The organism is Marivirga lumbricoides (assembly GCF_014636295.1).
GTDB lineage: Bacteria > Bacteroidota > Bacteroidia > Cytophagales > Cyclobacteriaceae > Marivirga > Marivirga lumbricoides.
On record NZ_BMEC01000022.1, the window covers coordinates 14,441 to 35,495 of the forward strand.

The following is a 21,055-nucleotide window of genomic DNA, read 5'->3' on the forward strand; positions in this document are numbered from 1 at the left end:
AAAATGACTAAAATCTACTATCTTTTAATTTGTTTATTACCAATTCAACTCTTTTGCCAGACCCCGTGCGAAAATGGGTCCGTAAACGGTTACCCGTGTAACCAGGTAGATTTTTATGCCCGACTAAGTAATACAGAACTTTCAGGTGATGCAAATATTGAATCAGCTGATATCTGGGGATGGACAGACCCTGACACCGGAAAAGAATACGCACTGGTAGGCATGACAAATGGAATCGTATTCGTGGACATCAGCTCTCCTGCTACTCCTGTTATTATAGGAAGGCTTCCCAGCCATACGGGAAAATCGAGCTTATGGAGAGACCTTAAAGTATTTAACAACTATGTTTTTGTAGTTGCTGATAATAATTCCGGCCATGGAATGCAGGTTTTTGACCTTACCAGATTACGAAATGTGACCAACCCTCCTGCAACTTTTGATAACGATGGTCATTATGATGGCGTGAGTAGTGCTCATAACGTGGTAATAAATGAAGCAACAGGTTATGCTTACATAGTAGGCGCCAGAGGGGCTAGCAACGGTTGTGGTCAGGGAGGCTTGCATATTGTGGATATCAATGACCCTACAAACCCTGTATTTGCAGGCTGCTTTGATGCTGATGGCTACACACACGATGGCCAGTGCGTTATCTATAATGGTCCTGACGTTGATTACCAGGGCAAAGAAATCTGCTTTAATGCTAATGAAAACACTATTACTTTGGTAGATGTAACCAATAAATCTGCCCCCAGCCTTATTAGTAAGCAAGGATATCCCCAGTCGGCTTACTCACACCAGGGCTGGTTAACCGATGACCATCAATATTTTATTTCTAATGACGAACTTGATGAGAATAGTTATAATATTAACACAAGAACCCTTGTATGGGATGTAAGAGATTTAGATAACCCCATATTATTAACACAGTATTATGCGGAAGGGAATACGATTGACCATAATTTGTATGTAAAAGGAAACAGAATTTATCAGTCAAACTATGAAAGAGGCTTCGTTATATTAGATGCTGAAAGAGTAGCAGAAGGTAAAATCAGAGAACTCGCTTTTTTTGACACCTATCCTTCCAGTGATAACACACAATTCAATGGAGCATGGAGCAATTACCCATTTTTTGAAAGTGGGATAATAATAGTGAGCGATATAAACAACGGGTTATTTATTTTAAAGCCGAATATCGCTAACATAATTGAGACTCATCCTGTATTAGATATTGAAGCAAATATTAACTCTTTATTGGTTGAGATAGGTGATGAGTATACTGTAAGCAACTATCAATGGCAATCATTTAATAATTTAGTCCCTAATGATATAGAAAACAACTACTATTTTGAAGGTACAAAAACAGCTAACCTTGTACTTAAACAACCCCTTAACACTTATTTAAATCAAGTATACCGATGTAAAATCACATTGACAGATGGACGAATTGCCTACAGTTTCCCTTCAGGTTTTCCTTCCAATGTTTCGGTTTTAAATAACCGGAAAAAGCAAGATAGGCATGTACAGGTTTATCCAAATCCGGTAATGAATCAACTTCATATTAGAGCAACTGAGGGAGAAATAAAACTGGAAAGTATTCAAGTTTTAGACGCTCAAGGACGCGTGATGGAGCAAATAACACCGTCAGCATTCGAAAACATTAAAATAGATACTGATAAATGGCCTGCAAACATTTACTTGTTGAGACTTAACTATGAAAACGGTGAAAAGTCACAATTAAAAATTGTTAAAAGATAATAGATATAAAGAATAATCTGTACAGGTATAAATGGGTAAATAGAAAAGTCTTACACTAAATCAGCAAAATAGAATTCACTTTTCACCTCTTCAATTTCTCCCGCTTCATTTTCAATTTTGTATTGATAAAAATGGGATTGTACTTCTTTCAGGACAACATTTATTGGCTTTGAAAATAGTGGCCCACCATATACAAAGGTGTGGAATTCGCCATTTTCACCGCAGGGATCCACATGTATAGTTAATTGCTTAATTAAATCGGCTGATAATGTCTGTCCAACCTGTACTTTATTAAAGTACTGCGCATTACCTGCACAAATCTTAGTCTGGTAGCCTAAACTAAGGAAATCATGAAGTTGCTCTGTTGTATCATTTTTCCATAGAGGAAATAAAGCTTTTAATCCTGTCGAAGCTAGCTGCTTCTCTCTATATTTTTTTAAATCTTCCAGAAATATATCTCCGAAAACTATAGCAGAAATTCCATTTTGAATACATTTCTTACAGTAGGCCTCCATTACTTTTTCATAGGAATTATGGCTTTCATCAGCAGGGAGTTCACTAAATATAACAGGGATACCTAATGAATCTGCCTGTTTTTGTATTAAGCTTTTATGGATCCCATGCATGCCTACACGCTGAGTGGATTCACCAATGACAGTATGTAAGTGATGAATCTCATAATCAGTTGATTCTTTGATTTGATGCAGGGCCATCATTGCATCTTTACCCCCACTCCAACTTATTGCTACTTTTGGGTTACTCACTAATTTATAATAACAAAAATGAGACATATAGCTCCATAAACAAAGCTGTTAAAAGAAGTGTAAAGTAAAAGAAACCAAGAATCATAAATTTCAGAATGGCTTTCATGAAATCATTCTTGTATACTCTTTTAACAGAAATAAATGCATATAAAGTAACTAAAGCAAAGCTGACAAAAAACAAAAGCCCATTTATTGCTTCAAAATTAAATATGAGTATAATCCCCACCCCATAGAAAAAATATGCAAAAGCATGTAAGTGTAATGCATGAATTAAATGCTCCACATAAAACTTCTTATTTTTAAGATGTAGCACCATTAATATAAGAGCAAAAAGTGGTAATAAAACAAACATCATTATCGGAAGATTTCGCAAGGAGTTTGTTAAGTAAAGGTTTGAATTCGCAATAAAAGACCTCTTCTTTTGAATTGTAAATGAAGAATTGCTTGAAACAATTTTGTAAGGTTGCAGTTTTAAAATCTTGCTAAAAGCCGAATCACTAACTTCCTCATCAATTGCTGCTGCTTTCAAATTAGCCCACTTAGTGTAATTTCTTGATGAATCTTTTGATAAAGTGGCGCTTGTGGAATCGGCAAATCTTCCATTGAGAAACTCAGGAACACCTCTATCTCCAAACGCTTGTTCTAATTCCCTTCTTTGAGTAGAATCCATTGCAGCAAAACCGGCCTTTATATCGGATGAAGACAAGAGTTTGTTCATTACTTTATCCACAGCGTTATTCGGCACCACAATACTCACAATAAAAAAATAGAAGAGCGAAAAAATAAGGTAAAGACGAATAGGATGAATATAATAATTTCTCTTACCAGAATTAAATTCAATAGTTAATTTTCCCGGCTTGAAAAAAAATGGTTTCAAAGTCCTGAAAAAGGTAGTATCAAAACTTAGGTAATTTGATATAAAGTCATGGAGAAAAACACCTATAGATACTCTCTGATCTGTATTTTGCTGCCCACAGTTTGGGCAATAATTCTCTTCATTACTTAGCGGCTGCTCACAATTAAGACATTGCGAAAGTTTCCTTTTACTTTTCAATTTATTGAATGGAAAGTGATTTAAAGCGAAAAGTACAAATAGAACAGTAAATTAAAAAATGTGAAGAATCATTTTTGATCCTTCACATTCTCATAAGCATAAGGACAATGCCTGCACTTGTTACCGCAACAGTAGCCTCTTTTAAGATGATATTGTGCCGTGAAAACGTAGAATCCGTTTTCAATGTAAAAGTCATCCTTCTCTATAGCTACAGGCTTTGTTTTATCCTTTTTCATAAAATAGCAACCGGCTTTTTATCATCATCTACAGCTACCATAGTAAACCTCCCTGAAATTGACATTTCTCTGTTTTCAGAATACATTTCCTCAGTAAACACATCTACTTGTACGTCCATACTCGTATTTCCCACGCGCACAACGGTACCAATAAGCTCCACAATGGTGCCTGCTGGTATAGCTGTGTTAAAATCAATTTTATCACTACTTACAGTAACCATTTTTTGACGGGAGTAACGGGTAGCTGTTATAAAAGCTACCTCGTCCATCCAGTTTAATGCGGTACCACCAAATAATGTATCGTAATGATTGGTGGTATTGGGGAAAACCGCTTTGGTCACCTTGGTGATAGATTTTTGAACTTTTTCTGCGTTCATTTTTAATTAAATATGAATTGAGTAGGTAGGATACCAGAAATGAAGTCATCCAACAACTCTCCATTAGCAGAATATCTATATACTAAACCTCCATCGCTATAATCGACACCATCACCAATATATATTTCTCCATTGTTAGGATCTACAGCAAATGCGTAAGGAGTTGTGATATCTACTGTATTGAATAGTGAAATGATTTCACCGGAACTAATATTTACTTTTTTCACCTTATTTTCCTGCAAGAAATATATTTCATTAGAATAAATATCTGCTTCTCCTAGAATAGCACCTGATAAGTCTATAGTTTCAACTGCAGTTCCCTGCTCTTCATCTATTCTTACAAGAAATCCTCCTGAACAAACAACCCATGGGTTACCTGCCCTATCTACTATTATTTCCTGTGGGCCACTCGGAAGCTCTATATCCTTCTCAACCTCATTATTATCTATATTTATAATTGTCAAATTCTGGTAGGCACCGTAATAATTACGAGTAACTAACAACTTATTACCAACTATTTCCACATCTTCTACACCATTCTCTGTATCGATGGTGCCTGATACTGTATTAGTTGTTAAGTCAATAGTGAGAATATTACTATCAGTTAAGGAAAAGTTTTCTCCATACGGGCCCCAATTACTTAAGTAACCTGTGGTACCGCTTATTGTAATAGCTCTTGGCTTATCTATCATTTCATCCTCAACTGAAGCTATGAAGTTTAAATTTTCCAAACCAATTATTTCTACTGAATTGCTCCCATTTAATACACTGTAAAGGGAATTTTCATGCTGAAGAACACTTTGTTGAACATCTCCGATAAAAGGGCTACTGCCTTTCATAAAAGCATTTGCATTATAAGATTTTAGATCGGGATCGTATGATCCTATTGTTGCATTTTTACCGTTAAAACCTCCTTCGTGAATTATTAAAACAGAGCCTGTTTCAGGTTTTGGACTTTCATCATCACAACCGGTAAATAAAATCAGTGAAAATACGGCAAAAAAAGCCTTGTTTAGTAAATTTAGTTTCTTCATTTGTTAAAGTTTAATTGATATTGAATTGATAATTGATAATTTATTCCCGGCATAGCATAGCCTGCGTATACTCTGTAATCAGTATTAAATACATTGTTCACCCTTCCTGAAAATCTCCAGGATCTTTTTTCCCAGGCAAGTGCAGCATCTGTCAGAAAAAAAGCATCTAATGCATATATTTCCGAATTAGTATTTGTTGTATATACTTTACCTGTCCACTGTTGAAATGCTTGCAAAGAGAAACTCCTCCATTGCAGAGTAAAATCCCCATTAGCTTTGTGAAGTGGTGTATAAATTAGCTGAGTACCTATTTCATTAGCATTCCTTTCAGATTGCTCAACAGTAGACTTTGAGTAACTATATTGAAGATTGGTTTTAAAATGAAGCACCTCAGCAATTGGTGTGTTAAAATTAATCGATGCCTCCACTCCTCTTGCTAATACTTCTTTAATATTTCTCGGGCGGAAAGTACCCTGAGCATCAGGAGTCCATTGAATCCAATTATCAACAAGATTATGAAAGGCAGTTACTGAGATATTTAACTTAACATTCTGAAGATAATGCTCACTAGAAATACCGACTTCCTTATTCCAGCCAGTTTCTGCATTCAGTTCCGGATTTCCAGCATTGTTCCAAAACCTATCATTCAAAGTTGGAAGCCTGTAATTATATGAGGTATTGGCTTTCAGTCTCAATTTGTAATTATTTTGTTCTATGAGAGGAACAGATAGGCCTATGTAGGGAGAAACAGGTATATTAACATCCTGGACCATCTGTTGTCTTATATGAAGAGCGTACTCTAATTCATTTCTAAATAACCTTCCTTTTAATTGCAGTCCCAAACTATATCTTTGCTCCTCAGCTCCTCCTCCATTGTATGATTCATTTTCTGCTTTAATTGCATTATGCCGGGCAGAAAATTTGATTTGATGATGATCAGAAAGATGGTAATTATAATCTGCAAAGCTTTCAATCCTATTTACCTTAAAATAAGAAGTCGCCTGATCCAATCTGTAGACCATCTCATCCTGAAAAAACCCTGTTCCTAAAGAAAGTTTACTTCGATTACCACTATATTGATAGTTTAGAGTGGATCTGAAATTCTTATCTTCCTGATTATTAGTATTTCTTTTGATACCAATAGGAGGTTGGATCTCCCTGAAGTTATCATTGTACCACAAGGCCGCCTTTAAACTGCTATTCTTATTAATTTGATAACCTAAAGATTGATTTATACCCTTACGCTCAAAATAAGCATTGTTTTGATGTTCTCCTGTGCTAAGAATCTCAAAATCATTATCTGATTTGCCCCAATAAAGGCGCGTATCAAAACCCAATTTTCGAATTGATCCTTCAGCATTTAGACTTGTGCTATATTGCCCAAAACTACCTACTTGCTGGCTAATTGTAATACTTGGTGCAGCATTAAAATCAACTTGGTTCTGTAATAAAACACTACCTCCGAAGGCGCCACTTCCACCTGCACTGCTTCCACTACCAGGAATTATGGTAATTTCATCTACTGCTTGAGTAGGAAGTAAAGAAAAATCCATTTGGCCTAAAGTGAAACTATTAATATTAAAGTTGTTCCATAACACAGTAGTTTGAGAAGCATTTGTTCCTCTGAAAGCAATAGTGCTTAACATTCCATTACCGTATTCTTTTATATGTATGCTGCTTTGCTGCCTAAGGACCTCGCTAATATTATCAGAATGATAAAATTGAAGAGTTGTAGCTTTAGGAATGATAATATCATTTCCTGGAAGAAATTGTTTCTCAAAATTACCCAGCACCATTACCTCCTGCAAAGTAATAGCAGAATCTACTGGAGTTTGTGCATAAATATTCAGGGCAAATACCCAAAATAGCAATACTATACCTAATCGCATAATGTTAATTTAGATGCGACAGATGTAAAATCAGATGTAAAAAAGTATGCTTATAGCTTTAGTACATTCATGACCTTTCACCCGAAAGTCGTTAAATAGTTAAGAATTGTGGCAGGTCTCCTGACTCGTCCGAAGTATGTCGGCCTTCCCATCACGGCTTAGCGTAACAGTGGCAAAGGTGTGCATACTTACAAAAATGGACTTACAGTTGCGGGGACAGTTTCGGAATTGTAAATAAACTTGTTATTTACGCACCAAATTCCCTTTTAATTCTGAATCACCAATCATAATTCAGAAACCATAATTCAGTGCAAATGTAAAGAGAAGATTTTAGTTTCCAAATAAATTTCATCTTTGGAGTATGAGCATGATAATTAAATGACTCCCAAGAAAATGAAAAGTTCTTACCTCTCTAAACTGACTTCTTATTGAGCTATTCAATAAAATTAAAGAATAAGTTTATTTACCATATTAAAGCAATTACCAAGACAACAGTTTAATTTTATTTTTTCATTAAAATGAACAATTTTAAAATTGAAATTAGTATGTTTATGGATAAATAAATTAAAATTTAAACTTAACGATTATGGCTTACGTAACAATTGACGGAGAAAAGTATGAAAAAGAGCTAATAGACTTGGCAAAGGAACATACAACAGGTGCAGGCGAAGGAAAATTATCTAAAGATGAAGTAAACATACTTTTCAAGTCTGCAGCAGATGGTGTTTCAATTACAGAAACTGAAAAGAAAACATTAGAATATATCCGTAAAAACTTTGAGTTTACAGATGCCTCTGCTAAGCTTTTTGACGAAAAATTTGGTGAATTATAATTGATTTCATTGAGAATAAACTGTTGTAAAAAGGTGGGAATTTTGCCCCGCCTTTTTTACAATCTTCTATAACCAACATAAGAGTTATTCCTTATATATTATTGGTAACAATTACTGATTAACACACCGCAATTAGCTTAAGAAGAGAATTATTTCTTTTATATAGAAAAGAAAAAAGCTTTGAAAGATAACTAAATTTCTTCTCGCAACTCATTATGATGAGTAAGCACCCTTTCCAAAACTATAGCGATTATGCGTTTATTCAAAGCTGATGAAAAATTGCGGTAGATTTTAAATTCACCGGTGGTAAATTGGCCAACTATAATCCCTTTTAGTTGATTCTTAAATTGAAGATCTTTATTAAAAATTGATTTAATATAATCTGATCTTTTATCTTCAGAAATCTTAAAGTAGTGGTTTTTCTTCAGTATAAGCGTGTGGTTAAAAAAAGCGATCAACAAATCATGCTTCATTTTGATAATAGGCCGCAGTGTCTCATTCTGAAATTGTTCTTCTTTGTTGGTAAATGCTGTTACTGTAGCAGAGGGAATGATAGGCCGATTATTACTTATTTCAGACATTACTATTTAAAAGCGAATAAAGTGGCTTTTGTTTATCAGGCTTACTAATAATTACTTCTCAAGTCAAAATTTTCTTTTTGGGAATCCAGCAATTTTCCCTGATAGCATTTAAATACCCTGGCAGGATGCTTTTCCAAAAAACTATGATCATGTGTACCCATTAAAATTGCGGTACCACTTTTATTGATATCTGTAAAAAGCTTGAAAATTCCATCAGAAACTTCCGGATCGAGGTTACCTGTTGGCTCATCGGCAATCAGTAAAACCGGCTCATTTAGTAAAGCGCGAGCTATAACCACTCTTTGTTGCTCTCCACCTGAAAGCTGGTGGGGCATTTTAGAATCTACTGAGCCCAAACCAACCTGCATGAGTACGTCAGCCATTCTGGCTTTCATCTTAGATCTTTCTTTCCATCCGGTAGCCTTCATTACAAATATCAGGTTTTCTGCTACCGTTCTGTCGGGAAGTAATTGAAAATCCTGAAATATAATGCCTATTTTTCTTCTCAGCTGAGCTATTTTCTTCGCGGAAATGCCATTGATCTTAAAACCCGCTACTTCCATAGTGCCAAGGCGAAGCTCCAAATCCGCATATAAGGTTTTAAGTAAGGAGCTTTTTCCGCTTCCTGTTCTGCCAATTAAGTAGGCAAACTCACCTTTTTCCATTGAAAGGTTAATGTCATTTAATATTGCTACATCTTCCTGAAAAATAGTAGCATTTTCTATGCGTACAACTGGATCGTTTGAAAAAGAATTCGCCATGAATTAAAGGTCTAATGCTTGTATCTTGCCAAAAGGCAACTCATTAATTAATTTTTCCAATGCTTCCTCTTTACCCTCCAAACCATACTTTTCCATGTTTTTAAGAGGTCTGTCTGCCCTGAAATAGGCTATTAGAACGAAGTCTTCGTCTCTTAATTGAATATAATCAGGAATTTTAGCCTTCCCTTTTACTTTAATTATGTACATATAGTATAATGTAAAGGATAGACAAAACTTTTCCGAAGCTGAATAGCCCGGAAAAGCTTGAATCTCAATTTAAGAGTTTACTTTTTTATGGTCAGCAAGAAATTTCGCTAAGCCACTATCTGTTAAAGGATGGTTTAATAAAGCGGTAATAACATTCAATGGACATGTTACTACATCTGCACCCATATTGGCACATTCTAATAAGTGCATTGTGTGTCTTACAGAAGCTGCAAGAACTTCAGTTTCGTATGCGTAATTATCGTAAATCCGGATAATATCTTCAATTAGTGTTAGTCCATCTGTAGAGATATCATCCAACCTGCCAATAAATGGCGAAACGTATGAAGCACCTGCTTTAGCAGCTAATAAAGCTTGCCCTGCTGAAAATACTAATGTGCAGTTAGTACGGATATCCATCGAAGAAAAGTATTTAATGGCTTTAATCCCATCTTTAATCATAGGCACTTTTACCACAATTTTATCATCAATCTTAGCCAGTTCTTTTCCTTCTTTAATGATATTGTCAAAATCTGTAGCAATAACTTCGGCACTTACATTATTGTCAACTATATCACAAATAGCTTTATAATGAGCTCTCACATTCTCCTCACCCTTAATACCTTCTTTAGCCATTAAGCTTGGGTTAGTAGTTACTCCATCCAACACGCCCAATTCATAGGCTTCTTTGATTTCGTTGAGGTTAGCGGTATCAATAAAAAATTTCATAGTAGTATTTATAGAGTATAAGAAATAGTTTTTCTGACGTAAAGTTAGAATAAATTAGCTATAAAATGAGAAGAAGCCGCGAGAAGATATAATGAAAATGTAGAATAGAGAAGAAATAAAAATGGCAAACCAACATCGCACCGCTACAACCGCCTACCCTTGCTACCTTCCGGTCCTGGGGGAGTTCAGCAGGAGCTGGTCGTGCCGATTTGCCGATGCAAAGGTAGGAAGAAGTTATGAAATTGTAAACCTGAGAATCAAAATTTAACCTAAAATTATAAAATAAAATCTCGATTTATCCCATGACACTCCACAAGCGTCTGACAACCAATACTTAACCATTTTTTATTAGTCCCTGGGGTTAATGACAATATCCATAACCAACAAAAAACCCCGAAGTGATAAACAATCACCCCGGGGCTTCAACACGTAAAAAAAAGAGAATCTACTTACTTAATCACAAAATTGGTACTCACCTGCTCTTTTGCAGATTTAGCTTTTATAAAATACATTCCTTTAGAAAGATTGCTTATATCTATCTGAGTCTGCCCTTCTTCCATCATTAACTCTTTTACCAAAGCACCAGTATTGTTAAAAATTCTTACTGGCTCATTCGTATCAATATCTTTTACATTGAAGTTAATTATGTTATCTGCAGGATTAGGATAAAGCTGAACCAGACGACTATTAGCTTCATTACCCAATATTTCAGAAGCTCGATCACTGAAAGCCGTCATTACAGATGCACTGCTATTGACAATATTTACTGTATAATCCTCCACCTCACCATAAGCAAAAGTTTCGCATGAAGTTGCCTGAGCATTGTATTTCATTGTCACACGCATTCTAGTAGGCCCAGTTAAGGCACTGGTAGGGATATTTAATGTTGCGCTTAATAAATTTGCACTGCTGGATGAACCATTTACTAATCTTTCCGCAGTAGAGAAAACCCCATCCTGATCTAAATCAATCCACACACTCCAGTATTCATTGTAACTTGAACCACTAAAACCTGCCTGTAAGTTTATAGTTGCAGATGCACCTCTGGCCAGGGAAGCAGACTGACTGGTAAAGTCACCATACCCATTATTATTTCCACTGGTGTTATTGATAGCCCCCAGTACCACTCTGTTGATCCACTCATAGCTAGAGTTATCACCTTGAGATGAACAGTAGCTTACTTGCACCGGAGCATCAGTTGTAAATGTAGCTGAGGAAGAATAACCACTTGTAGTGCTTCCGCAAACGCTTCGCACCTGGAATTCATATTGAGTATCAGCAACCAGACCGCTTACAGATAGCGAGTTGGAAGAAGACGACAAGTTACTCCAGGAAGATGTTCCTGTAGCTCTTACTCTCACATTATAACTATCAGCAGACTCATTAGACCAACCTAAAGTAGCAGTAGTTTCACCAATTGCTGAAGCAGACAATGAACCAGGAACAACACAAGATACTCCACCGGATGTAATATTAACTGTATAATCTTCTACTTCACCATAGTTGAAGGACTCACATGAGGTTGGCACACCATTATATTTCATTGAAACCCTCATTCTTGTAGCACCTGTAGCTGCCCCTGCCGGAACAGTAAAGGTTCCACTGATTGAAGCACTATTTGTTGCGGATTGAGTGAAAACCTGTTCACCTGCATCAGTGAATGAGCCATTTTTATTATAATCTATCCAAACGCTGTATCCTTCATTATACGTAGTACCTGTCCACTCAGGAGTTATACTAATTGTATAGCTACTATTTGCGCTGAGAGAGGTACTAATTCCGGTATAATCAGCATAACCTCCGGCAGAAGCTCCTGAAGTATTATTAATACCCGCAAGAGTTACATTACCAATATATTCATCAGCAACGCTATTACCATTTGAGGCACAATAAGTAATTTGAACTTCTGTAGTAGTGAATGTAACTGAAGAACTGTATGAAGAAGTAGTTCCATCTGAACACTTGCTTCTTACCTGAGCCTCATACTGTGTAGTGGCTGAAAGTTCTGATAATTGCGTAGAAGAACCTGTAGCGGAAACTGTTGTCCAGCTACTGCTACCCGTTGGCCTGTAACGCACGTCATAAGTAGTACCTGCAACAACATCCCAGCTTAAAGTAGCAGTAGAAGAACCAATATTAGAAGCACTTACACTTGTTGGAGTGCTAACTTCACAAGCAACAGGATCACCAGAGATACCAGTTACTACTAAGGAAAAATCCTGACTTCCACCCACTAAGCTACCTTTGTGTGTAACAGTGATGGTATAAGTACCAGAAGCATTATTAACATCGATTCTCTCATAAGGATCCACATTATTATCCCCTTTAGCATTAGAGTTTACCCCTGTCAGTTTGTAAGGCTGATAGGTGGTACTTCCTTTTGTAACTCTGATATCCAAATCATTCACTAATACTGGTGTGGAAAGGTTTGTAGTACCTGTATTGGCGGTTCCGGCTAAGTCAGTCCATGAAATTGAAGCTAATAAAGGAGAAGAACCATCAGAATCTACAGTTATACTGTATGATTGACCTGAACTCAAGGTTAATTCTTCAATTTTAGAAGCGGTTCCGTTAGCGGTAATTGCCTGAGCTGCAGCTTTTGCATTTAATAAACCCCAGCCAAATACTGCGTCAGGACCCGAAATACCTGCATCATCAGCAGTATGAAGTGCAAGGCCTTTTAATGTGGCTGCTCTTAAATAATTACCAGTAACATCTGAAGCATGTTGTTGTAATAACAAAAGAGTACCCGCTACATTAGGAGAAGCCATTGAAGTACCTGTAATAGAAGCGTATGCGGTATTACTATTTTCATAAGTAGAATAAACACCTGTTCCATTTCCAGTAATATCTGGCTTGATACGTAAATCATCGGTTGGACCTTCACTGCTGGAACTATTAATAGATACTGAAACTAAAGTACCATCATTAGCAATATTAGCGTCATTTGCATTGGCTACCACCATATTATTTTTAGAAGTGGAGTGACCTGTTAATTTATCGAAAGCAGAATTCCCTCCTAAAGGTGCTCCATTATAATTAGTATTCCCATCATTACCTGCAGCTACTACCATTAAGAAATAAGGAGAGTTGTGCATTAATTCATCCCAGTCTCTGGAATCAGTAATGTATGCACCAAAGTACCAGTCAGGCACTAAATCTGATCGATACCCGTAAGAGTGATTTGAGATTAACATACCATTAGCCGCAGCACTAGTTGCTTCAGCCAAATCACTATTCCAATCATAACCCACAGCACTGGCGTATGGTGCCATTCCTTTAGCATTTGCTACTACTCCGGAAGCAATGATTGTTCCTGTAACGTGAGCAGAATGGTAATTAAGCGTAGTGGTTCCATCTCCAATTGAAAACCTGTTGTTCCCACCCGGACCATCATATTCCTGATGGGTACTTCTGGCTAATCCGCCATCCCAAACATGGGCAGTCATATTCTGGCCGTTTAGGTTTAACCCCAGTGAACCACCTGAATTTAGGTGATTAGCACGGGTGGAGCGCGCTGCGGCAACGTTGTAAGTAGTGTAATAAATCGGATAACCGTCTGTCGTTACACGCTGTAGTTCCGCATAGCTCCCATCTTCCATTTTCAGGGTAAGCTCCCACCCTTTTGCCTTAGCAATAGCAATAGCTTCCTGCTTTTCCTGAATAGCTTTGGCTGAAAACTCAGCTTGCATATTACTGAGTTTTATTTTGTTGTAGTTTCGAGTTAGTTGAGTGACTTCCTGTTTCGTCTGCGCGAATGCAGCAGTAACAGGCAAACAGAAAATGACTAACAGCATTTTCAAATTAGTAAACTTACTTTTCATATTAGATTGTTTAGGTTAGAAAAAAATTTAAATCACATCTTTACCTGATGTGATTTAAATAAAATATTTGATAGAATTTTTGAGAAAATTATATAATTACACATCCTTCTTAAAACAGAATAATCCTAAATTAAAATCTTTTGTATAAAAGGAACGGGTTGTGCAGAAGAGGATCTTCCATGATTATTCATCCATTGAAATTGCTTCCATAACAGATTGAGAGTAATTAGTTGTTGGCACATTGAATTTGGGTTTTAGTTGAATAATTAATTTTAAGTACTACATTAATCCAAAATTATAAAATAAAATTCGGAATAAGAAATTTATTTTCCATTTAATACAATATTTCGAAAATGAGTATGTAAGTAAAACACAGTACTATTTTTCATAATATTTAATTAAAAAAATCAACAACCATATAAAACACCTCAAACTTCACTAATAATTAATTATAAAATAAATACAATTTATAAAATCACCGGTTACGTTTAATATTGATGACATCATAACGTTCAATTTATCCGGACACCAAATTATTTATTGATAGAGTTAGTGAACTCTTAAACCTGGTATTACGTTAGAAATAAGGCTAAAAATAATAGCTAAAACGATTTTAAATTTTCAGAATTTAAATCGTTCATAAGGCGTGACGGATCTTAGTTTACTGAAATGAACTTAATGTTTATTTTTACAATCGCTTAAATTATTGTAATCTTGCGCTCTTCTTTTTTTTTAAAAGAGAGACAAAATAAGTTCTTTAACATATGGGGTTGACCGGTATTGACGGTAAGTGTGAATTGTGTATCAGCATGTCGGGTGGAGCATATACATCCGCAAGTAATTTATGCGAACTATAATTGGCGAAAATACTTACGCCATGGCTGCCTAATCTCAGTTTAACAACAGAGATAAGGGCTTAATGGGTTGAGCCCGCTAAAGCGGGCTCCCCGGCCACATCCCTCAGCGCTTCGTTTTTCCGGGGCTGATCAAGGGGTGTCGACTAGGAGAAACTAGCAGCTATGATGCTATTAAGTGGTTGCGAAACTCAAATAGATAAGCTCTGCAGCAGGATTGTTACCTTCCATAGCAGAGACGAAAATTCAATTGGTAACTAAGCATGTAGAGGATGCATTGTTTCCTTATCCGGACGAGGGTTCGAATCCCTCCAACTCCACAATTAAAGCCTTTTCATTGATTTGAAGAGGCTTTTTTGGTTTAAAAGGGACTACATTGGGGACTACACAAATTTTTCGCTTGAGATTTATTCTTCAATTAATTCCAATAATCTCTGAATGTTGGACGACCACTTTTCTTTTTTTACATCTGAGTCAATGTAACCATCATCAGTGTATAGCCTCACTTTAGCAATTGGACTACTTTTCAACATTGAAATTTGATCACTATCTAAAACAAACCTTAAGTTAGCACCAGGTGCATCAGACCCAAGAACCCCAACTGCTCCGTTGCCATATCCAGCTACAACATAATCATCTAATCTTAAGGTAACTACCTTTTCATTCTTTAGCTTCAATAGCAATGCATTACCTTTATTTATAGTGACAATTTTACCCGTAATCATAAACCTGTAATTCAAAACAGTCTCATTATTAATACTGGAAACCCTTACATAGCTAAACATGCCATTTTCCCTAAGTAAATTTTCCTCACTTGTTCTAATGATTTTTGACCCAGTGAAATCATCTGTTTTTTTCTCCTCAATTGTTTGACTCAAAGTTGGATAGCTAATTAGCATTCCAATTACTCCTATTAATACTTTTCTTAAAATCATAATTGTTAACAGTTTAATTGTTTAATATAAAGTAAAATATTGAGGTTACAACAAACTCAACTGATTAAAGCAATCTCAATAGCATTAGGGGGTAAATTGTGAGCTTTATCTAGTTCATTAAGTAGTTTTAAATATCTCTTAGTCGGCTTGCCTGAATAGGTCTTCTTAAAATACTTTTTATTTAATTGCTGAGCATATTCTGGTTTCAACAACAAGGGCGCAATCCATCTCATTAAACTTCTATTCTTTTTACTGAGTGTTTGAGAGTCATACATTGCATTTTTAAATGCTTCTCGGTGATAAAAATAGCCTGCCACTTGATAGAGAATGCGACAACGTTTGTTTGTATGCGGACAAATGAAATAGTAAACTTCGCCATTATTGAGATTGGAAGGTATAGCAGTTAAATACACTCTGTACCTTCTAGGTTCATTATTGAATTTATAATCTAATTCAATAAAAGGGGTTGTACTACATGTATCTATAAAAATGGCAATACTACCTGAAGGACTACCATTCCTAGTCCACTTGTAGTTTGAATTTATAATCTGATTAGGCTCAAGATAACCCCATTCTTTAAGCTTTGAAATATTTAATTTTAAAGTATTATCAAAAAGGGTCGGTAAAGTAATTGGTTTAGGCATAATGTAGTTTATCTATACGGGTATAACCTAAATAACTAAGGAAAACTAACTTAAATTCCCATTGAAATGGAGGTACAAAATGTACTTTTAAAAGCCTTTTTCATCACAGATAATTCACAGTTAATGACCATTTTTAGGAGTTACTTTCTAACATTATAATTGAATGGTAAAATAGTAATGAAATGTTTATTTATAATGCGGTAAATAGGTAATGAATTATTGACTAATTCAAACCACTTATTTTTGATATCCCTACCTATTTTAGAATGTCTATTATCTGAGTGATCCTCCACTAATGAATGATAGGCTTTTCTTACTTCATACCTTCTTTGCTTTGTCAATTCAAGCCAGTAGTTCACATTCTGCCACTGATTAAGCTTTTTAAGAACTACATAAGGCGTAAGCTTGCTTTTTTGTATTGTTTTATCATACAAAAGCGTTTCATCCCAAGCAATTTCCAGAAGATCAAAAATAAAAGCCAGGTTATCAGTATCAAATAAATCATTTAATACAAAAATACCTCTATCATTTAGCTTTTGCATTTTGAAATATTTTAGTTCGAACCTTAAAAGTTCATTTTGAAATTGTGGAAACTCCCTTCTGTACTGCTTACCTTTGTCATAAATCTTTACTAAATACTGTGAATGAGTCGCCTGCTTATAATTACCATTTATTAGACTTACATCTTTAAACCTTACTGTTTGATGGATTAGTAAATAGTTAAGGATTTGAGAAGCTTTAAAGCTAATGGGAATATTTACTCCTATTTCGATATTAGATAGCTTATAACGTCCTAAATCAATCTTAAATAGACTTTCTATTTGGTTTAGCACAGTAAGTAAATCCAACAAACCAAATTCATCAGCATTGTGGAGGCCTCCATTAAAAAACTTGTGGAGGCTCCCGGATATTTCAGCATAATTATCAGCAAAAACAGTAAACTTTAAGTCATTGTATTTGGCTACTTGTTTCTTGGATAATTCACCAGTCCTGTTATTTAATTCCTGCTTAAATTCTAAGTATTCATTTTCAAGCAATAGTGGAATATGATTAGGTGGAATAACGGCCTTAATAAAATCAACCATCAGAAAAGGCTTATTTGGTTGTTTCCAAAACCTCGTAATCTTTCAAAGTCACTAGCATTTGTACAAATTTCCTTTGCCTCCTCAGATGTATAAGGACATCTAATGTTTGCAAAGGATTCAATCAATAAGCCTAATTTCTCATAGTGCCTCTTATACCTACAAGCTCCCTCAACTGGAATATTTAACGCTTTTGTAATTGCTTTTTTGGTGGTTGACACATGCTTCAGCGCAATAAAAAATACTTTATCCTCTGAATGATGCTTTTTCAACTCTGCAATAGTTACTCCTGTGCCTTTTTCTACCTCTGCGATTATTTCCTTAATCACAGTTTCCCTATCTTTACCTAGTTGAAAAGTAAAAGCCTTTGCATTATGATTCGTACTCATAGCTTAGGCTTTTTTGTTGATCCAATTTTCTACATCACTTCTTTTGTAAAGCGTTTTTCTTCCTACCTTATCATAGAGAAGCTTATCACTATTCATAGCGTTGTGAATGGTGCCAAAGCTTACTTTGTATTGCTTCTTAATATCGGCTCTGGTTAGCCGTTCGTGTGGGTCAATTTTGGCACTGTCTGAATTATCTCTTTTTTGCAGTCCTTGAATTAGTGCTTCCAGTTCATCAAATCTTTGGTCAATTTGCTGAAAAGGATTTTCTGTTTTTGAATACATTTTTTACCATTTTTGTTGATGGTTCAAAAGTGCATTACTATGAATTTATAGGTAGTTCATTATTTCATTGCAGTTAATTAATGAACTAAATATTCAAAAATCTATTGAAAAATGTTCTTCAGTGCGTCCTTGATATCTATAAATAAACTTTCATTCCAATTATTTCTATTATTAAAATACTTATTTACCGACTCATATTTTAAAGCAGGATTATCTAATTCTTTGGCAATAGTTTGAATCAACTCTTTCGCATTACGATAATCAGTTTTTTTATCTTTTAAAATTTTTTGCTCCATCATTGCCATTAGTAAATATGCAACTTCCTTTGGTTTATAGTTTTTAAACTCATCGATGAAATGATTCTTTACTTCTTCATATTTTCGTTTCAAATCATCATTAAGTAAAAGCTTCTTGAAACTTAATGGCTCCTTTACTTCATTCTGTAAAGCATTTTCAACTTTCGTACCCGTTCTTCGAGCAATTAAATTATCTAATTCTCTTAACTTGGGTGAGATAACCGATTGGTAAAATGGACTTTTATTCAAATCATAACCGTATTCACTTAGCTGTCTTTTCATTAAAACGCCAAAAACATATTCAAATAATTGTTGATAGCTTTTTAATAAATTTTTATCGTGAAACTCTAAGGAATCCAGTGCATGAATAAAGTAAAAATTGGTAACACTTCTAAATGAGTGATTAAACTGAATTAAAATAAAACTAGAATTGTAATTAGCATAAAATTTACGAAGATCTTCGCTTTCAGCTATCTCTAATTTTCTAATCAATGTTAAATCAAATCTTTCAATGTTTTTAATAAGTTCCTTTAGATAATAGTTTAATTCTTTATTATTTAAGGCGTGATTTGGGATTTTTGCTTTAATTAAATTTAAGAGATCAGGAGATGTAAAGCTTGGAATGGTTTCGTAGAATTTCAAATTCTCAATCCAATCTTTTAGTTTCTCTAATTGATTCTCCTCAGTTATACCTATCTTATTTTTTTCATCTCCGAAAAAATACTTATCCTTATTTTTAAATATTGGGGTTTTAAGAGATTCAATATTTTTTAGAAACGGACTTTTTATTTCAAAATAATTTACTATTTCCATTATCCTGCCATTACATTTCTCACAATATCCATTTTTGACTTTTTCGGAATGTTCACATACTTACTAAAGCTTTCATAATCTCTATGCCCTGTAAACTCCATTACTATTTCAGCCGGAACACCTTTCAATAATAAATTTGTGGCAAAAGTTCTTCGGCCTGTATGGGTGGTAATTAATTCATATTTTGGAATGCTTTTAGTTAGCCTAATATTTCCTTTATACTGGATTACCTCAAAAGGCTCATTAATCTTTGCAAGCTTGCAAAGCTCTTTAGCATACAAATTCATTTTTTGATTACTGATAGGGTGTATTTCATTTTTCAAGAGCTTTCTAACGATCTGTAAGGCTTCATCATTAAGCGGTATTTCTACATAGTCATTGGTCTTTTTCTGCATCATTAGAAGGCTGTAGTTCGATTCATTATCTTTTATGAGATGTTCGCTCTTAATGCTGGAATAATCGCTAAATCGAAGCCCTGTAAGGCAGGAAAGGATTAATAAGTCCCGAACATTGTTTAGATACTTCTTTTCTTTACTTTCATAGCTTCTAAGCTTACCCAAATCAACATCGTTCAATACTGCTTTAATAGTACGGGGCTGGTGTTTAATTTTGAACTCTTTAAAATCAGTGTTCTTTGAATACTTATTCATTAAAGCCCAATTCATAAACATTTTGAAGGTGCCTAAATATTTGGCTGTAGTTTGAGTATTCAAGCCTTTATACTCTTTACCCTCACTATCAATTTTTATTACTACATCCTCATAAAAATAGCTTTGTAGCTCCTTCATTACCTTGTTGGTAATCGTTTCAAATTGTAGGGGTATTTTTCTTTCCAGTTCAAAATTCTGCAAATGCTTTTTAAGGGAATTGAATTTTTTAACAGTACTTAGTGAAAAGCTTTTCTTTTTCTCATTCATGTAGTAATCAAAAACTTTCCAAAATTCAGTATTTCGGTTTTCTACTTCCTTATTGGGCTTCATTTCCAATTCAAAATACTCCCGGTTAGGTATCAATCGTTTTTCTTTGGCCTCTAAGTAAACCGAAAGAGCTTTTTTAGTGAACTCCTTTAAGCCTTTATTAATTGCCACCGCATTAGGGTTGGCCGATAGTACGTTTTTATTTTTCTTACTCCAATGGGTTGGCTTTACAGAAAATCCTGTGGATAGTCTTAATTGAAATTGTCTACCGTCTGTAATCTTTGCTATTATCCTGGTGTTACCCTCCACCGAATTATCTTTTAGCATTAATGAAATTGAAGCCATAAGCACTTTATAATCTATGTAAGTGCAATATACGACTTTCTTAAATTGGGGACTACATTGGGGACTACATTTTTATATTTTAGTGAACTTTAGTAAATCTCAATTTAACATAAAGTTGATTTAATGGTATTTAGGTGCATTTTTAAGCTTTTGGAAGTACACGAAAATACAAGGGTGAGATTCCCTCCAACTCCACAATTAAAGCCTTCTAATTGACTTTAGAGGGCTTTTTTACTTTTAGAGAACCCACCTCTCAATCCAGGAACTGTAGCCTGGCACCGGGATTTAGCACTTTAACTTGCTAATTATTACAATCATGAACATCGGCACTATTAAGTTTTGAAAAAGAAATTTTAACAGATAGATTACTTACCTGCTAACTGGTGCTGCATTAATATTTAAAATTTCACGTAAAATCTCTTCATTTTAAAACATCTTCTCATGTGTAAATCGATATT

Annotated in this window: 20 protein-coding genes, 2 other RNA genes, 1 pseudogene and 1 riboswitch; of the genes and pseudogenes, 3 read left to right on the forward strand and 20 right to left on the reverse strand. The window is 34.9% G+C overall.

Going from position 1 to position 21,055, the window contains the following annotated elements:
* The first annotated feature begins 3 nt into the window (after positions 1 to 3).
* A complete protein-coding gene (locus tag IEV85_RS23370; protein WP_188467697.1) occupies positions 4 to 1,755 on the forward strand; it encodes a choice-of-anchor B family protein in 1,752 nt (583 codons plus the stop codon).
* A 50-nt stretch (positions 1,756 to 1,805) separates the two neighbouring features.
* Here the strand turns inward: IEV85_RS23370 and IEV85_RS23375 are convergent, their stop codons facing one another.
* From IEV85_RS23375 to IEV85_RS23400, 7 genes and pseudogenes are all read right to left on the reverse strand, one after another.
* On the reverse strand, positions 1,806 to 2,519 hold the full coding sequence (locus IEV85_RS23375) for a Dph6-related ATP pyrophosphatase (RefSeq protein WP_188467698.1): 714 nt from the start codon (positions 2,517 to 2,519) through the stop codon (positions 1,806 to 1,808).
* 4 nt (positions 2,520 to 2,523) lie between these two features.
* Positions 2,524 to 3,237, reverse strand: coding sequence for a hypothetical protein (locus tag IEV85_RS23380; protein WP_229712709.1), 714 nt, complete (start codon positions 3,235 to 3,237; stop codon positions 2,524 to 2,526).
* A 57-nt stretch (positions 3,238 to 3,294) separates the two neighbouring features.
* Positions 3,295 to 3,573, reverse strand: a pseudogene (locus tag IEV85_RS25275) (DUF3667 domain-containing protein); the annotation flags it as partial.
* A gap of 68 nt (positions 3,574 to 3,641) precedes the next feature.
* On the reverse strand, positions 3,642 to 3,809 hold the full coding sequence (locus tag IEV85_RS23385; RefSeq protein ID WP_188467700.1) for a C1orf53 family protein: 168 nt from the start codon (positions 3,807 to 3,809) through the stop codon (positions 3,642 to 3,644).
* The gene (locus IEV85_RS23390) at positions 3,806 to 4,186 is read right to left on the reverse strand and encodes an acyl-CoA thioesterase (protein ID WP_188467701.1); all 381 of its coding nucleotides are present in this window, start codon (positions 4,184 to 4,186) and stop codon (positions 3,806 to 3,808) included. The genes IEV85_RS23385 and IEV85_RS23390 overlap by 4 nt, the downstream gene beginning before the upstream one ends.
* Positions 4,187 to 4,188: 2 nt before the next feature.
* Positions 4,189 to 5,220, reverse strand: a complete 1,032-nt coding sequence (locus tag IEV85_RS23395) for a YncE family protein (protein ID WP_188467702.1) — start codon at positions 5,218 to 5,220, stop codon at positions 4,189 to 4,191.
* On the reverse strand, positions 5,217 to 7,109 hold the full coding sequence (locus IEV85_RS23400; protein WP_188467703.1) for a TonB-dependent receptor: 1,893 nt from the start codon (positions 7,107 to 7,109) through the stop codon (positions 5,217 to 5,219). The genes IEV85_RS23395 and IEV85_RS23400 overlap by 4 nt, the downstream gene beginning before the upstream one ends.
* Positions 7,110 to 7,202: 93 nt before the next feature.
* Positions 7,203 to 7,427: riboswitch (cobalamin riboswitch) on the reverse strand.
* 268 nt (positions 7,428 to 7,695) lie between these two features.
* On the opposite strand from IEV85_RS23400, the gene IEV85_RS23405 reads away from it, so the two are divergent.
* Positions 7,696 to 7,941 carry a hypothetical protein gene (locus IEV85_RS23405; RefSeq protein ID WP_188467704.1) on the forward strand — a complete coding sequence of 82 codons (246 nt, stop codon included), beginning with the start codon at positions 7,696 to 7,698 and terminating at the stop codon, positions 7,939 to 7,941.
* A gap of 191 nt (positions 7,942 to 8,132) precedes the next feature.
* Here IEV85_RS23405 and IEV85_RS23410 read toward each other — a convergent pair whose 3' ends face one another.
* From IEV85_RS23410 to IEV85_RS23435, 6 genes are all read right to left on the reverse strand, one after another.
* On the reverse strand, positions 8,133 to 8,522 hold the full coding sequence (locus IEV85_RS23410) for a glyoxalase (protein WP_188467705.1): 390 nt from the start codon (positions 8,520 to 8,522) through the stop codon (positions 8,133 to 8,135).
* A gap of 44 nt (positions 8,523 to 8,566) precedes the next feature.
* Positions 8,567 to 9,283 carry a cell division ATP-binding protein FtsE gene (locus tag IEV85_RS23415; RefSeq protein WP_188467706.1) on the reverse strand — a complete coding sequence of 239 codons (717 nt, stop codon included), beginning with the start codon at positions 9,281 to 9,283 and terminating at the stop codon, positions 8,567 to 8,569.
* Between the two features lie 3 nt (positions 9,284 to 9,286).
* Positions 9,287 to 9,490: a fructose-6-phosphate aldolase gene (locus IEV85_RS23420; RefSeq protein WP_188467707.1), complete on the reverse strand. Its 204-nt coding sequence runs from the start codon at positions 9,488 to 9,490 to the stop codon at positions 9,287 to 9,289.
* A gap of 69 nt (positions 9,491 to 9,559) precedes the next feature.
* The gene (gene fsa, locus IEV85_RS23425) at positions 9,560 to 10,216 is read right to left on the reverse strand and encodes a fructose-6-phosphate aldolase (protein ID WP_188467708.1); all 657 of its coding nucleotides are present in this window, start codon (positions 10,214 to 10,216) and stop codon (positions 9,560 to 9,562) included.
* 118 nt (positions 10,217 to 10,334) lie between these two features.
* Positions 10,335 to 10,432, reverse strand: an RNA gene (ffs, locus tag IEV85_RS23430) — signal recognition particle sRNA small type.
* 233 nt (positions 10,433 to 10,665) lie between these two features.
* Positions 10,666 to 14,040 (reverse strand): GEVED domain-containing protein, encoded by a 3,375-nt coding sequence (locus IEV85_RS23435; protein WP_188467709.1) that lies wholly within the window; start codon positions 14,038 to 14,040, stop codon positions 10,666 to 10,668.
* Between the two features lie 766 nt (positions 14,041 to 14,806).
* Between IEV85_RS23435 and ssrA the strand changes: the two genes are divergently transcribed.
* Positions 14,807 to 15,217, forward strand: a transfer-messenger RNA (tmRNA) gene (gene ssrA / locus IEV85_RS23440).
* 84 nt (positions 15,218 to 15,301) lie between these two features.
* Here the strand turns inward: ssrA and IEV85_RS23445 are convergent.
* The 7 genes from IEV85_RS23445 to IEV85_RS23475 all read right to left on the reverse strand — a co-directional run bounded on the left by IEV85_RS23445 (position 15,302) and on the right by IEV85_RS23475 (position 20,597).
* On the reverse strand, positions 15,302 to 15,829 hold the full coding sequence (locus IEV85_RS23445) for a hypothetical protein (RefSeq protein WP_188467710.1): 528 nt from the start codon (positions 15,827 to 15,829) through the stop codon (positions 15,302 to 15,304).
* Positions 15,830 to 15,885: 56 nt separating this feature from the next.
* Positions 15,886 to 16,473, reverse strand: a complete 588-nt coding sequence (locus tag IEV85_RS23450) for a hypothetical protein (RefSeq protein ID WP_188467711.1) — start codon at positions 16,471 to 16,473, stop codon at positions 15,886 to 15,888.
* Between the two features lie 140 nt (positions 16,474 to 16,613).
* Positions 16,614 to 17,558 carry a hypothetical protein gene (locus IEV85_RS23455; RefSeq protein ID WP_188467712.1) on the reverse strand — a complete coding sequence of 315 codons (945 nt, stop codon included), beginning with the start codon at positions 17,556 to 17,558 and terminating at the stop codon, positions 16,614 to 16,616.
* Positions 17,558 to 17,944 (reverse strand): hypothetical protein, encoded by a 387-nt coding sequence (locus IEV85_RS23460; RefSeq protein ID WP_188467713.1) that lies wholly within the window; start codon positions 17,942 to 17,944, stop codon positions 17,558 to 17,560. Before IEV85_RS23460 ends, IEV85_RS23455 begins: the two co-directional genes overlap by 1 nt.
* A gap of 3 nt (positions 17,945 to 17,947) precedes the next feature.
* A complete protein-coding gene (locus IEV85_RS23465; protein ID WP_188467714.1) occupies positions 17,948 to 18,226 on the reverse strand; it encodes a MerR family transcriptional regulator in 279 nt (92 codons plus the stop codon).
* A 101-nt stretch (positions 18,227 to 18,327) separates the two neighbouring features.
* Positions 18,328 to 19,335 carry a hypothetical protein gene (locus IEV85_RS23470; RefSeq protein WP_188467715.1) on the reverse strand — a complete coding sequence of 336 codons (1,008 nt, stop codon included), beginning with the start codon at positions 19,333 to 19,335 and terminating at the stop codon, positions 18,328 to 18,330.
* Positions 19,335 to 20,597 carry a tyrosine-type recombinase/integrase gene (locus IEV85_RS23475; RefSeq protein WP_188467716.1) on the reverse strand — a complete coding sequence of 421 codons (1,263 nt, stop codon included), beginning with the start codon at positions 20,595 to 20,597 and terminating at the stop codon, positions 19,335 to 19,337. Before IEV85_RS23475 ends, IEV85_RS23470 begins: the two co-directional genes overlap by 1 nt.
* Between the last annotated feature and the right edge of the window lie 458 nt (positions 20,598 to 21,055).

What these genes read in the sequence shown, in the direction of transcription:
- IEV85_RS23370 (WP_188467697.1), top strand. Translation starts at nt 4, where the DNA reads ATGACTAAAATCTACTATCTTTTAATTTGTTTATTACCAATTCAACTC.
- IEV85_RS23380 (WP_229712709.1), bottom strand. Translation starts at nt 3,237, where the DNA reads ATGAACAAACTCTTGTCTTCATCCGATATAAAGGCCGGTTTTGCTGCA.
- IEV85_RS23385 (WP_188467700.1), bottom strand. Translation starts at nt 3,809, where the DNA reads ATGAAAAAGGATAAAACAAAGCCTGTAGCTATAGAGAAGGATGACTTT.
- IEV85_RS23390 (WP_188467701.1), bottom strand. Translation starts at nt 4,186, where the DNA reads ATGAACGCAGAAAAAGTTCAAAAATCTATCACCAAGGTGACCAAAGCG.
- IEV85_RS23395 (WP_188467702.1), bottom strand. Translation starts at nt 5,220, where the DNA reads ATGAAGAAACTAAATTTACTAAACAAGGCTTTTTTTGCCGTATTTTCA.
- IEV85_RS23400 (WP_188467703.1), bottom strand. Translation starts at nt 7,109, where the DNA reads ATGCGATTAGGTATAGTATTGCTATTTTGGGTATTTGCCCTGAATATT.
- IEV85_RS23405 (WP_188467704.1), top strand. Translation starts at nt 7,696, where the DNA reads ATGGCTTACGTAACAATTGACGGAGAAAAGTATGAAAAAGAGCTAATA.
- IEV85_RS23410 (WP_188467705.1), bottom strand. Translation starts at nt 8,522, where the DNA reads ATGTCTGAAATAAGTAATAATCGGCCTATCATTCCCTCTGCTACAGTA.
- IEV85_RS23415 (WP_188467706.1), bottom strand. Translation starts at nt 9,283, where the DNA reads ATGGCGAATTCTTTTTCAAACGATCCAGTTGTACGCATAGAAAATGCT.
- IEV85_RS23420 (WP_188467707.1), bottom strand. Translation starts at nt 9,490, where the DNA reads ATGTACATAATTAAAGTAAAAGGGAAGGCTAAAATTCCTGATTATATT.
- fsa (WP_188467708.1), bottom strand. Translation starts at nt 10,216, where the DNA reads ATGAAATTTTTTATTGATACCGCTAACCTCAACGAAATCAAAGAAGCC.
- IEV85_RS23435 (WP_188467709.1), bottom strand. Translation starts at nt 14,040, where the DNA reads ATGAAAAGTAAGTTTACTAATTTGAAAATGCTGTTAGTCATTTTCTGT.
- IEV85_RS23445 (WP_188467710.1), bottom strand. Translation starts at nt 15,829, where the DNA reads ATGATTTTAAGAAAAGTATTAATAGGAGTAATTGGAATGCTAATTAGC.
- IEV85_RS23450 (WP_188467711.1), bottom strand. Translation starts at nt 16,473, where the DNA reads ATGCCTAAACCAATTACTTTACCGACCCTTTTTGATAATACTTTAAAA.
- IEV85_RS23455 (WP_188467712.1), bottom strand. Translation starts at nt 17,558, where the DNA reads ATGGTTGATTTTATTAAGGCCGTTATTCCACCTAATCATATTCCACTA.
- IEV85_RS23460 (WP_188467713.1), bottom strand. Translation starts at nt 17,944, where the DNA reads ATGAGTACGAATCATAATGCAAAGGCTTTTACTTTTCAACTAGGTAAA.
- IEV85_RS23465 (WP_188467714.1), bottom strand. Translation starts at nt 18,226, where the DNA reads ATGTATTCAAAAACAGAAAATCCTTTTCAGCAAATTGACCAAAGATTT.
- IEV85_RS23470 (WP_188467715.1), bottom strand. Translation starts at nt 19,335, where the DNA reads ATGGAAATAGTAAATTATTTTGAAATAAAAAGTCCGTTTCTAAAAAAT.
- IEV85_RS23475 (WP_188467716.1), bottom strand. Translation starts at nt 20,597, where the DNA reads ATGGCTTCAATTTCATTAATGCTAAAAGATAATTCGGTGGAGGGTAAC.